This is a genomic window from Desulfocurvus sp. (assembly GCF_023230885.1).
Classification (GTDB): domain Bacteria; phylum Desulfobacterota; class Desulfovibrionia; order Desulfovibrionales; family Desulfovibrionaceae; genus Desulfocurvus.
Map to the genome: position 1 here is coordinate 30,835 of NZ_JALNWM010000003.1, position 11,758 is coordinate 42,592.

Annotated in this window: 9 protein-coding genes; 4 read left to right on the forward strand and 5 right to left on the reverse strand. The window is 72.2% G+C overall.

All coding sequences use genetic code 11. The features are described from left to right. Positions 1 to 13: 13 nt before the first annotated feature. Positions 14 to 1,411 (forward strand): peptidoglycan DD-metalloendopeptidase family protein, encoded by a 1,398-nt coding sequence (locus M0P34_RS00525; RefSeq protein ID WP_291495219.1) that lies wholly within the window; start codon positions 14 to 16, stop codon positions 1,409 to 1,411. Positions 1,412 to 1,472: 61 nt separating this feature from the next. After that, complete coding sequence (locus tag M0P34_RS00530) at positions 1,473 to 3,167, forward strand: radical SAM protein (RefSeq protein ID WP_291495220.1); 1,695 nt, start codon at positions 1,473 to 1,475, stop codon at positions 3,165 to 3,167. Positions 3,168 to 3,290: 123 nt separating this feature from the next. On the opposite strand, the gene M0P34_RS00535 is transcribed toward M0P34_RS00530, so the two are convergent. Next, positions 3,291 to 3,554, reverse strand: a complete 264-nt coding sequence (locus M0P34_RS00535) for a zinc ribbon domain-containing protein (protein ID WP_291495222.1) — start codon at positions 3,552 to 3,554, stop codon at positions 3,291 to 3,293. A 201-nt stretch (positions 3,555 to 3,755) separates the two neighbouring features. Between M0P34_RS00535 and M0P34_RS00540 the strand changes: the two genes are divergently transcribed. Both M0P34_RS00540 and M0P34_RS00545 read left to right on the forward strand, forming a co-directional pair. Next, positions 3,756 to 4,760 carry an HD domain-containing phosphohydrolase gene (locus M0P34_RS00540; protein WP_291495224.1) on the forward strand — a complete coding sequence of 335 codons (1,005 nt, stop codon included), beginning with the start codon at positions 3,756 to 3,758 and terminating at the stop codon, positions 4,758 to 4,760. 33 nt (positions 4,761 to 4,793) lie between these two features. After that, positions 4,794 to 5,966 (forward strand): ATP-grasp domain-containing protein, encoded by a 1,173-nt coding sequence (locus M0P34_RS00545; RefSeq protein ID WP_291495226.1) that lies wholly within the window; start codon positions 4,794 to 4,796, stop codon positions 5,964 to 5,966. A gap of 53 nt (positions 5,967 to 6,019) precedes the next feature. Here the strand turns inward: M0P34_RS00545 and M0P34_RS00550 are convergent, their stop codons facing one another. The 4 genes from M0P34_RS00550 to M0P34_RS00565 form a co-directional block, all read right to left on the reverse strand. Beyond that, a complete protein-coding gene (locus tag M0P34_RS00550) occupies positions 6,020 to 7,036 on the reverse strand; it encodes a diguanylate cyclase (protein WP_291495228.1) in 1,017 nt (338 codons plus the stop codon). 60 nt (positions 7,037 to 7,096) lie between these two features. Beyond that, entirely contained in the window at positions 7,097 to 9,826 is a 2,730-nt protein-coding gene (locus tag M0P34_RS00555; protein ID WP_291495230.1) for a response regulator, read from the reverse strand. A gap of 21 nt (positions 9,827 to 9,847) precedes the next feature. Next, entirely contained in the window at positions 9,848 to 10,606 is a 759-nt protein-coding gene (locus M0P34_RS00560; protein WP_291495232.1) for an ABC transporter substrate-binding protein, read from the reverse strand. Between the two features lie 91 nt (positions 10,607 to 10,697). Then, entirely contained in the window at positions 10,698 to 11,459 is a 762-nt protein-coding gene (locus tag M0P34_RS00565) for a transporter substrate-binding domain-containing protein (protein ID WP_291495234.1), read from the reverse strand. Between the last annotated feature and the right edge of the window lie 299 nt (positions 11,460 to 11,758).

Sequence of the window (11,758 nt, forward strand, 5' to 3'; positions counted from 1 at the left end):
GCGGAGGCCACACATGGGACTGTTCCGATCCAGACGCAACCTGTTCCGCGACCGCGCCCGCGAGCGCAGGCGCAAATGCACGGTGTGCGCCGCGCTGGCCTTCGCCCTCGTCCTTGCTGCAACGACCTGGCTCTTCCACGACAAGGCCGGGAACGTGAGCCTTGCCCCGCACGGCGAGCCCCTGCACGAACTGGACGGCTCCGCCGGGGAGGTGGACCTGGTGCCCGCCGCGGTGGACGGCGGCCTGCCGCTGCTCGACCACGCGCCGCGCCCCGAGGAGGCCGCCCCCGAGCGCAACGTCCAGGAGGGCACCATCAGTTCCGGCGACACCGCCGCGGCCCTGCTTTCGCCCTATCTGAGCCCGGCCCAGATCCACGCCCTGGGCGAGGCCTGCCGGGAGGTCTACCCCCTGTCGCGCCTGCGCGCGGGCCAGCCCTATTCCATCACCGCCACCGAGGACCGCCTGGAGCGCTTCGAGTACGAGATCGACGCCGATTCGCGCCTGGTGGTTCGCCCCGAGGGCGACGGCTACGCCGCCAGCCGCGAGGCCATCGCCTACGAGATGCAGACCAGGATCGTGGCCGGCAAGATCACCTCCTCGCTGTTCGGCGCGGTGGCCGAGGCGGGCGAGACCCCGGCCCTGGCCATCCGGCTGGCCGACATCTTCGCCTGGGACATCGACTTCATCCGCGACATCCGCGTGGGCGACAGCTTCGTGGCCGTGGTGGAAAAACGCTCGCGCGACGGGCAGTTCGCCGGATACGGCCGCATCGTGGCCGCCCGGTTCGTGAACCAGGGCCAGACCTTCCACGGCTTCCTGTTCGACGGCGGGCACGGCGGCGAGCAGTACTACGACGAGCAGGGCAAGTCCCTGCGCAAGGCCTTCCTCAAGGCACCCCTCCATTTTTCGCGCATCTCCTCGGGCTTCAACCTGAACCGCCTGCATCCCGTGCTGGGCTACCGCAGGCCGCATCCGGCCATCGACTACGCGGCGCCCTCGGGCACCCCGGTCAAGGCCGTGGGCGACGGCGTGGTGCTCAAGCGCGGCTGGGACCGGGGCGGCGGCAACTTCATCAAGATCCGCCACAACAGCGTGTACGAGACCGTCTACATGCACCTCAAGGGCTTCGCCAAGGGCGTGGCCAACGGCGCCCGGGTGCGTCAGGGGCAGGTCATCGGCTATGTGGGCAGCACCGGCCTGTCCACCGGGCCGCACCTGGACTTCCGCATGAAGAAGAACGGCTCCTACATCGACCCGCGGACCATCAAGTCGCCCCCGGCCGACCCGGTGGCCTCGGAGCGCATGGCCGCGTACATGGGCCACATCCAGCCGCTCCTGGCCCAGATGCACAGCGCCGGGCTGATGCACGCCCGGGCCGACGCGCCGGACGTGGACGTGGCCCTGCGCTAGGCATGGCGGGACTTTCCTTGCCCCGGCTTGCCTTTTCCCGCCCGGCGGGTACCATCGGCCCATGAGCAGGGCGCGGGACCAAAAGGAATTCTGGACCGGCATCTGGTATGGCCGCGAGAAGCCGCCCGTCCCCGAGTGGGGCGGGCGGCTGCCCGTGGCCCTGGTCTTTGCCCAGCCCCCGGCCACGGCCCTGTCCACCCTGGGCTGGCAGGTGGTCTGGCGGCTCCTGGCCGACCGGCCCGAGCTGGCCGTGGAGCGCTTCTTCTGGGAGGGCGGCGACGACGCCCCCCGGGCCTACGATTCCGGCCGCCCCCTGGCCGATTTTCCCGTCATCGCCTTCAGCCTCAATTTCGAGGAGGAGCTGCGCGGCCTGGTGGAGGTGCTCGACCGCGCGGGCATCCCCGCGCGGCGCGCGGCGCGCGGGGAGGGCTGGCCCCTGGTCATGGCCGGGGGGCCGCTGGCCTTCCTGAATCCGGCCCCGGCCGCCCCGGCGGTGGACCTGTTCTGGGTCGGCGAGGCCGAGGCGGGCCTGGACGGGCTCCTGGCCGAACTGGCCCGGGCCGCCGACGCGGGGCGAACCAAGGCCCAGGCCCTGGACTCCCTGGCCGGACGGGAGGGCGTGCTCCTGCCCGGGCGCCCGGGCCCGCCCGCACGGCGGGTGCTGGCCGCCGGGGCGCCGGGGGTGCTGGCCGCGCCCGGGTGCTCCTGCTTCGTCAGCCCCGAGGCCGAGTTCCGCGACATGTTCCTGCTGGAGGTCAACCGGGGCTGTCCCTACGGCTGCCGCTTCTGCGCCGCCGGATACGTCTACCGCCCGCCCCGGCACGCCGACATCAGGACCCTTGAGGCCGCCGTGGAAGCGGCCAACCCGCAGAAGGTCGGGCTGGTGGGCACGGCGCTCACGGACTGGCCGGAGCTGCTGCCCTTCCTGCGCTGGCTGGGCGGGCGGGGCACCAAGTTCGCCCTGGGTTCGCTGCGCGCCGACGGGCTGGACGACGAGCTTCTGGAATTTCTGCGCCGCACGGGCACGCGCAGCGTGACCTTCGCCCTGGAGGGCGCCAGCCGCCGCCTGCGCCGCGCGGCCAACAAGAACCTGGACGAGGAGGCCCTGCTGGACGCCGTGCGCCGCGTGAGCGCCCTGCGCTTCAACCACCTGAAGGTCTACCTCATCGTGGGCTGGCCAGGGGAGGCGCCCGAGGACTACGAGGAGCTGGGCGGACTGCTCGCGCGCATGGCCGAGGCCGTGCGCCAGGGCCAGGGCGGCAAGCGCCAGGGCGTGGAGCACGTCACGGTGAGCGCCAGCTGCCTTGTACCCAAGCCGTGGACGCCCTTCCAGTGGGCGCCTATGGCCGACGAGGCCGCGCTGGAATGGGCCCTGGGCCGGGTGCGCGCCCTGGTCAAGCCCCTGCGGGGCTTCCGCTGCATGCTGGAGCGCCCGGGCCCGGCGCGGCTCCAGGGGCTCCTGGCGCGCGGCGACGAGGCCGTGTTCGACCTGGCGGAGCTGGCCGCCCGCCCGGGCATGGGCTGGCGCCGGGCGCTCAAGGCCTGGGAGGGCGACCCCGGGGCCTACCTGGACCGCGAGCGCGGCCGCGACGAGGCATTCCCCTGGGAGTGCATCGACATCGGCGTCTCGCGGGACTACCTGTGGCGGGAGTGGGAGCGCTACGCCCAGGCGCGGCCCTCGGCGCGCTGCGCGCCGGGAAACTGCGCCGCATGCGACGCCTGCGGCATGGGCGGCTGGCTGGAAGCCGGGGGGTAGGGCGAAGCCCGGGGCGAAGTCCGGGTCGAAGTCCGGGTCGAAGTCCGGGGTGAAGTCCGGGGCGGCGTTCCGGGGTGGTGGGCGGTCTTGCCGCCCGGGCCCTTTGGCGCGCCCCGGGGGGCGCTAGGGCTGGTTGCCGCCGCCGCAGCTTCCGCCGCCGCAGCCGCCCGAGGGGCAGCCCCGGGGCCGCCCGGTGGGATTGTAGCCCACCAGCGGGGCCACGCCCCGGTCCAGGGGGCTTGCGTGCTCGACCCGCAGCGAGGGGCGCGAGACGACCTTGCGCGTGGCGCCCGCGCATTTGCCGCAGGCCGGGCAGGGCTCGTCGGGGCCGGCCAGGTCCTCGAAGGTGTGGCCGCACTTTTCGCATTCGTATTCGTACATGGGCATGGCGGTCCTCCTGTGTCGGCACGGGCAGGGGCCCGCGCGCCAGGGGCACAATAACGCCGCGCGCGCGCAAGTCAAGGCCGCGCGGCCGGGCGGCGCGGCGGGCGCGCCGGGAAACCTTTTGACAGCCCGGGGGCCTTTGACGAAGATGCACCCGCAGCCCGGCTGCCCCCTCCACGACGACAACCACAAGCGGAACCGCCCATGAGCGAATCCACCGGCGCCGCCCGGAACCCGGCCCAGGAGGCCGAGGGGTTTTTCCCCGTCAGCCCGCTGATGATCCGCAACTGGAGCAGGGGCCGCTTCGCCCTCTACCTGCGCCAGGGCACCTCGTATGTGCTCTACACCAGCAAGGGCGACGCCTTCACCGACGCCCACCGCCGCAAGCTCGACGACATGGGCGTGCTCCTGGTCCATGTGGACGGCGCCGAGCGCGCGGCCTATGCCAGCTATCTGCTGGAAAACCTGCCCGAGCTGTTGCAGGACGAGGCCATCCCCCTGGAGCAGCGCGGGGAGGCGTGGTACCAGGCCTCGGTCATGGCCCTGCGCCGGGTCTTCGAGGAGCGCCTGCCCAAGGGGCTGGCCCGGCGCCGGTTCACCGAGATCTGCGACATGCTGCGTACGGGCATGGACTTCTTCGGGCGCAACGGGGCCCTGAAGCAGGTGGCCCGGCTGGTGGGCCGGGGCTACAAGAGCTACCACCACAGCCTGGGCTGCGCTGTGCTGACCTATTTCGTCTGCGCGGATTCGCCCAAGGTGGCTCCCGAGCGGCTGCACGCCGTCTGCCTGGGCGCGCTGCTGCACGACCTGGGCAAGGCCCGGGTGCCCCAGGAGATCCTGGACCGCGACCCCGAGACCCTGACCCCGGCCGAGCGCGAGAAGCTGCGCGCCCACGCCGCCGCCGGGGTGGCCCTGTGCGCCCATTTGCCCCTGGAGCCCGAAACCGTCGTCTGCATGCTCCTGCATCACGAGCGCGTGGACGGCAGCGGCTACCCGGCGGGCGTCTGCGGCGAGGCCCTGCCGTTTTACGTCAAGGCCCTGGCCGTGTGCGACGTGTACGACAACCTGACCCGCCCGGCCCCCTGGCGCCCGGCCCGCACGCCCTACGAGGCCCTGCGCTTCATGAAGATGCACAAGGACAGCTTCGACGTGGACGCCATGCGCAGGCTGATCAGCGTGCTCTCCGGGGCCGAGGTGTCCACCCAGTAATCCGGGGCGCGCCGCCCCGCTGCGAGGCCGACCATGTTCCTGCTCGACAAGCCCTACGTCTCCGGCTTCCTGCGCGACAGCGCGCTGCGCCTGGGCCTGCCCGTGCTCGACGGGCCCGTGGCCCGCGCCGCCCTGGGCGCCGCCCCCTGCCTGGCCGCCGAGGCGGATTTCGTCGCCGCCCTGCGCGCCGGGGCCGCCCGGCGGGTCTACGCCAATTCCGAGAACGCCCTGGGCTGGGTGGCCCGCAACCTGGGCTTCTCCGAGCTGCCCCGGCAGGTCCGGCTGTTCAAGGACAAGCTGGCCTTTCGCGAGCTGCTGCGGCCCCTGTTCCCGGGCTTCGGCTTCCGGGGCGTGGCCCTGGACGAGCTGGACGCCGTGGACCCCGCCGGGTTCGCCAAGCCGTTCATCGTCAAGCCCGCCACGGGGTTCTTCAGCCTGGGGGTGCACAAAGTGGAGGCCGACGCCGACTGGCCCGGGGTGGTGGCGGCCATCCGCGCCGAGGCCGGGCGCATCGCGGGCCAGTATCCCGAGCAGGTCCTCGGCCTGGACACCTTCCTCATCGAGGAGAACATCCCCGGCGAGGAGTTTGCCGTGGACGTGTTTTGGGACGGGCGGGGCCGCCCGGTGATCCTCAACGTGCTGGCCCACCTGTTCCCCGACGCGGCCAGCGTCAACGACCGGGTCTATGTGACCTCGCGGGCGGTGGTGGAGCCCAACCTGGAGCGCTTCACCCGTGCCCTGGCGGACCTGGGGCGGCTGGCGGGGCTGCGCGATTTCCCGGCCCATGTGGAGCTGCGCGTGGACGGGAACGGCGCCATCGGCTTCATCGAGGGCAACCCGCTGCGCTTCGCGGGCTGGTGCGTGGCGGACCTGACCTGGCACGCCTGGGGCGTGAACCCCTACGAAGCCTACCTGCTGGACCGCCACCCGGACTGGGACGCCCTGCTGGCGCGCCGGGGCGACACGGTGACCAGCGTGGTCATCGCCGACCTCGCTCCGGGCGTGGACCCCGGGGCGGTGGGCGGGGTGGACTACGACGCCTTCCGCGCGCGTTTCGCCCGGCCCCTGGAGCTGCGGCGCATCGACTGGCGCGAGTACCCGGTGTTCGCCTTCCTCTTCGCCGAGCATGAGCCCGGCGCCCTGGGCGAGCTGGACGCCATCCTGCGCTCGGACCTCACGGAATTCCTGCTGCCCGCCGCGCGCTGAGCCGGCGGACCGGGCGCCCCCGCCGCCCCCGCGCGGGGGCGGCGGGGGCGCGCCTATTCTCCGGGGGGCGCCTGGGCGGCCACGGTGTCGCGTCCGGCTGTCTTGGCGGCGTAGAGGGCTTGATCGGCCGCGGCCATCAGTGCCCGGGCGTCCAGGCCGTCGGCGGCGGTGCGCGTGGCCACGCCGAAGGAGGCCGTGACAACCGCGGCGGCCGGAGAGCTGGCGTGGGGCAGGGCCAGGTCGCGCACGGCCCGGCGCATGGTCTGGGCCACGCGCAGGGCGCCTTCCTGGTCCGTGTCGGGGATGACGGCGGCGAACTCCTCGCCGCCGTAGCGCGCCAGCAGGTCGCAGGAGCGGCGCAGGCAGGAGCCCAGGGCCCCGGCCACGGCGCGCAGGCATTCGTCCCCGGCCTGGTGGCCGTAGGTGTCGTTGTACTGCTTGAAGAAGTCGATGTCGGCCATGACCACCGACAGGGGCGAGCCGCTCCGCCGGGCGCGGGCCAGCTCGCGCGAGAGGATGTCCTCCAGGGAGCGCCGGTTGGCCACCCCGGTCAGCGCGTCGGTCACCGACATGCGCAGCAAAAGCTCGTTGGACAGGTTGAGCTTGCGGTTGGTCTCCTCCAGGGTCGCGGTCATCGCCAGCAGCTCGCGCTCGCGCTGGACGCGGGCGTCGATCTCGGCCTTGAGCCGCAGGGCCGAGCGCACCCGGGCCAGCAGCTCCACCCGGCGCAGGGGTTTCTCGATGAAGTCCATGGCCCCGGCGTCGAAGGCCGCCTCCAGGCAGGACTCGGATACGTCGGAGGTGACGACGATCACCGGCAGGTGGGCGTAGCGGGGGTCGGCCTTGATGTGGCGGCAGGCCTCGATGCCGTCCGGGCCCGAGGGCATGACCACGTCCATGAGCACCAGGCTCCAGCCGTTGGGTGCGGCGCCCGCCGCGCCCACGCCGAGCATCTCCAGCGCCTGGGCCGCGCTTTCGGCGTGGTGCAGCTTCGCGTACCCGTCCGAGCGCAGGTAGAACTCGACGAGGGAGCGCACGCTCCTGGTGTCGTCCACGATGAGGATGCTCATGCCGTTTCGCCGTGGCCGGGCATGGTCTGGCGGGGGCGCCCGGGCCGGTGGGTCATGGTATCACTCCCCATAGCGGATGACCACCTCGCCCAGGTATTTTTCCAGCCGCCGGAAGAGGTCGTCCAGGGCCTCGGCGTCGGCGCGCGCGGCGGCGGCCTCCACGGCCCGGCCCAGGTCGGTCACGGCGTCGAATCCGTATCCGCCGCCCGCGCCCTTGAGTCCGTGGCCGATCACGCGCACGGTGTCCAGGTCGTCCCGGGCCAGGGCTTCGCGCATGGCGGCGAGGTCCGCCTCCACGTCGGCCAGGAAATCGTCCACCAGCGGGCGCATGGCCGGATCGGCCCGGACCACCGGGGCGCCTTGGGCGCCGCCCGCCTGGCCGGTGTAGTGGGCCAGGGCGTCCAGGAAGCGGGCTTTCTTGATGGGCTTGGTCAGGTGGCCGGTGCAGCCCGCCTCGGCGCTCTTGCCGAAATGCTCCTCGAAGGCGTGGGCCGTGAGGGCGACAACGGGCACCGGGGGCAGGCCCAGGGAGCGCTCGTGCCCGCGGATGGCCCGGGTGGCGTCGTAGCCGTCCATGACGGGCATCTCCATGTCCATGAACACGATGTCGGGGCGCGAGGCCCTGAACAGCTCCAGGGCCTGGGCGCCGTTCTCGGCCACGGCCAGGGTGTGGGGCGTGCCCGCCAGGTAGTAGCGGATCAGTTTGCGGTTGGCGGGCTGGTCTTCGGCCAGCAGGATGGACAGGGGCCGCAGGCCCGGGGAGCTGTCGGTCCTGGGGTCCGGGGCCGGGCCGGGGGTGCCGGCCAGGGCCCGGGCCAGCCTGCCGGGGGTGGCGGGCTTGGCGATCAGCCGGACGAAATCCAGGCCCTGGGCCCGGGCCGTCTCGGGGCGCAGTTCCCCGCCCGTGAGCAGGGCCACGGTGCGCGCCAGGCCCCGCGCGTGGATTTCGGCGGCCAGGGCGGGCGCCTGGACGGCGGGGTCGGCGGCGTCGAGGACCGCCAGGTCCGGCGGGGCGGGCGGCGCGGCGTCGTTCCCGGCCGGGGGCGGCCCGAGGAGGGCCCGGGCCTGGCTGGCGTCTTCGGCCGCGCGCACGGTGGCGCCCAGGCCCAGCAGGTGGGTTTCCAGCGCCCGGCGCGCCGCGGCGTTGCCGCCCACGATCAGGGCCGAGCGCCCGTCCAGGGGCCGGGGGCGCGGCCCGGGCTCGGCCACGTCCAGCTCCACCACGAACTCGAACAGCGAGCCCTTGCCGGGGGCCTCGGCCAGGGTCAGGCTGCCGCCCATGAGCGCCGCGATGCTCCGGCAGATGGCCAGCCCCAGGCCGCTGCCGCCGTAGATGCGCGTGGTGGACGAGTCGGCCTGGGTGAAGCTTTCGAACACGGACTCCCGCATGGCCTCGGGGATGCCGATGCCCGTGTCGCGCACGGCCAGGCGCACGAGGCCCGGGCGCTGCGGGTCCGGCTGGTCTACGCGCAGCTCCACCTCGCCCCGGTCGGTGAACTTCACGGCGTTGGACAGCAGGTTGGACAGCACCTGGGACAGGCGCGTGGGATCGCCCACCAGCAGCGGCGGCAGGCCGGGCGCCACGGAGCAGACAAGCTCCAGCCCCTTCTCCCGCGCGCGCATGGCGTAGATGTCGCACGCGGTTTCGGCCAGGGCCGCCGGGTCGAAGGGGATGCGCTCCAGGGTCACCTGCCCGGCCTCGATCTTGGAGAAGTCGAGCACGTCGTTGATGATGCCCAGCAGGGTTTCGCCGCTGGCGCGGAAGATGTCCACATACTGGCGTTGCTCGGGGGTCAGCCCGCTGTCGGCCAGCACGTCGCTCATGCCGATGATGGAGTTCAGCGGGGTGCGGATCTCGTGGCTCATGTTGGCCAAAAAGCGGCTCTTGGCCCGGTTGGCCACCTCGGCGGCCTCGCGGGCCGTGCGCACCTGGACCAGCAGGTCCTGGAGCTCGCGGGTGCGGTCCTGCACGCGCTGCTCCAGGGTCCGGTTGTAGTCCTCCAGCCTGCGCCCGGCCTCGGCCAGACTGGCGTGCAGGCCCTCGGAGCGGCGCCGGGCGGCCAGCAGCTTGGTGATCATGGAGTTCAGGGCCTCTTCGAGCACCTTGAGCTCGCTGCGGCCCTGGGTGCCCACGTCCACGCGCAGGTGCTCCAGGTTGTCCATGTCGATTTCGCGGGCGGCGGCGGTGAGCCGGGCCAGGGGCCGCGAGAGCAGCGCGCGGCTGACCCACAGGAAGATGACCCACAGGGCGAGGGTCTTGATGACCGAGTTGATCAGGATGAACATGAACCCGTACCAGACCTTGCCCAGGACCACATAGCGGCTGGAATAGAGGGTGACCAGGCCCATGGGCACCTTCTGGCCGATTTCCTCGGAGTAGAGCAGGGACTCGGTGTGCCAGAAGAAGTCCTTGCTGCGGCCCGGTTCGCCCTCCCCCCCGGAGGGGGTCTGGGCGAGGGCCTCGCCCGCGGAATAGACGCCCTGGTATTCCGTGCTCACGCGCACGCCCACCACCACGGGGCTCTCCATGAGCCCCTGGACCATGGAGTTTATCTGCACGTCGTCGACGTTGTAGATGGCCGTGGCCAGCGCCTGGTTGAAGGTCTGGGTCATGGCCCGCAGATCCTTGAGCACGGTCTCGCGGGTGTTGTAGTATTCCGCGGCCATGTGCACGGCGGTCAGGGCCAGGGTGATGACCACATAGAAGGCGAAGACCAGGGTCAGCAGCCGGGTGCCGATGGATTCGCGCAGGGAGATGGGCTGCGGATGGGGGGCTGCGGGGTGGCGCATGGCGGAGTTGCGGCCCCGGGGCTACCTGAGGGCCGCGGGCAGGGGGAAGCCCCAGCGGGCGAAGATGGGCTCCAGGCGCCCCGTGCGGGCCAGGTGGCGCATGCCCTGGTCGTAGAGTTCCCTGATCTTGCGGCCCCGTGCGGTGTCCTTGAGCACGGGGAAATAGCCGCGCCGCCCGATGGGCTCGATGCGGAAGTCGGCCATGTCGAAGGGGATGGTGTTCTTGCGGATGGAGTCCTGGATGAAGTTCAGGTCGTCGAGGTAGAAGTCGATGCGCCCGAGGACGACCATGCCCAGGGCCGAGACGCCGGATTTCAGCTCCTTGTGGCGCATGGGCACGGGAATGTTGCCTTCGTCGTAATAGCCGATGCGCCAGGCGATGGAGCGGTCCTTGAGGCTGCCGGGCATGGACCATGCCCCGATGTTCCTGCGGTTGAAGAATACATGGTAGTCGCCCTCGTACATGGGCGTTTCGGCGAGCATGAGCCCGCGCGGGGGCTTGTCGTGGCAGGTCATCATGTCCGCCGTTTCGCTGCGGACCATGTGGTAGGCGCGCTCGGAGGGCGCGTATTCGCGGATGTACCCGATGCCGTAGAGGCCGAAGACGGCGGAGAGGATTTCGTGGTAGAGGCCCGTGCCGTCGAGGTTGGTGAACCCCGACCAGGACGGGCCGACCACCTGGACGGCGGTTATGTCTCCGGGATCGGGCAGGGGCCGCTCCCTCCCGGCCGCGGGCGCGGCCAGGCACAGGGCGAGCAGAAGCCAGCAGACGATGCGCATGATATCGCTCCTGGGCCGGAGAGGCGCTCCGGGCCCGATTCGGCATCCCTTAGCACGGCGCGGGACATTTGTCAGCGCGCGGCGTATTTTGTCAGCGGAATTTTCCGAAGTCCGGCACGGCGTGGCCCCATTTGGCGTAGATCGCCTCCAGGGCGCCCTGGTCGTGCAGGGTCCGGATACCGTTGTCATAGAGGTCCATGATCGTCCTGCCCCGGGCCGTGGGGGCCAGCACGGGGTGGTAGGACCGGAAGCCCACGGGCTCGATGCGGAAGCGGTCCTTGTCGAAGGCCAGCTCCGAGCGGGCGATGGACTCGCGGATGAGCACCGGGTCGTCGAGGTAGAAGTCCGACCGGCCCAGGACGACCATGCCCAGGGCCGAGACGCCGGTCTTGACCTCCTTGGTGCGCATCCCCTCGGGAATGTAGCGCTCGTCGTAGTAGCCGATGCGCCAGACCACCGAGCGCCCGGCCATGCTCTCGCGGCCCTTCCAGGGCCGGACGTTCCCGGCGTCGAAGAACACGGCGTAGACGCTTTCGTACATGGGCATCCGGGCCATGACCAGGGGCGGGTCCACCCGGGCCTTGCAGACCATCATGTCGGCCTCGTTCTCGCGGACCATGTGCGTGGCGCGCAGGCTGGGCACGAAATGGTGCTCGACCTCGATGCCGTACAGGCCGCGGAACACGGCGTCCAGAAGGTCGAAATAGAGTCCGGTGCCGTCCGCGTTGGTGAAGCTGTCCCACGCGGGGCTGACGACGCGCACAACGGCCACGCTTTGCCCGGCCCGGGCCGGGGACAGCAGGCAGACCAGCAGCGCGACGGCGGCGACAAGGGCGCGGCATGGCGCAGGCATGAGTTCTCCTTGCAAGCAGGGGGCCCGGTGCGCGGACCTTGTAGCACGGGGCGGGGCAGCAGGCAATGCCGCAGGCGCGCCGGGGTGCGCCTGACGGGGCGAAACTCCCGTGGCAGGGCGGGGGCAGGGGCGGGGGGCGTCGACGGGCCGGCCCCTGCGTCCGGGCGGGGCCCCTGGTCATCCTTCAGGGCAGCCCCGTCCGGCGGGGGGGCCGCGAGCCCCGGGCCGGGCCTAGGCCCGGGCGGCGTAGGCGGCCAGCTCGGCCTCGGCCTGCTCCCAGCGCCCGAAGGCGGCGGCCA

Bases quoted from the DNA above. Each gene is read 5' to 3' on its own strand.
- M0P34_RS00535 (WP_291495222.1), bottom strand. From the start codon at position 3,554: ATGCCCATGTACGAATACGAATGCGAAAAGTGCGGCCACACCTTCGAG.
- M0P34_RS00530 (WP_291495220.1), top strand. From the start codon at position 1,473: ATGAGCAGGGCGCGGGACCAAAAGGAATTCTGGACCGGCATCTGGTAT.
- M0P34_RS00565 (WP_291495234.1), bottom strand. From the start codon at position 11,459: ATGCCTGCGCCATGCCGCGCCCTTGTCGCCGCCGTCGCGCTGCTGGTC.
- M0P34_RS00550 (WP_291495228.1), bottom strand. From the start codon at position 7,036: ATGAGCATCCTCATCGTGGACGACACCAGGAGCGTGCGCTCCCTCGTC.
- M0P34_RS00540 (WP_291495224.1), top strand. From the start codon at position 3,756: ATGAGCGAATCCACCGGCGCCGCCCGGAACCCGGCCCAGGAGGCCGAG.
- M0P34_RS00545 (WP_291495226.1), top strand. From the start codon at position 4,794: ATGTTCCTGCTCGACAAGCCCTACGTCTCCGGCTTCCTGCGCGACAGC.
- M0P34_RS00555 (WP_291495230.1), bottom strand. From the start codon at position 9,826: ATGCGCCACCCCGCAGCCCCCCATCCGCAGCCCATCTCCCTGCGCGAA.
- M0P34_RS00525 (WP_291495219.1), top strand. From the start codon at position 14: ATGGGACTGTTCCGATCCAGACGCAACCTGTTCCGCGACCGCGCCCGC.
- M0P34_RS00560 (WP_291495232.1), bottom strand. From the start codon at position 10,606: ATGCGCATCGTCTGCTGGCTTCTGCTCGCCCTGTGCCTGGCCGCGCCC.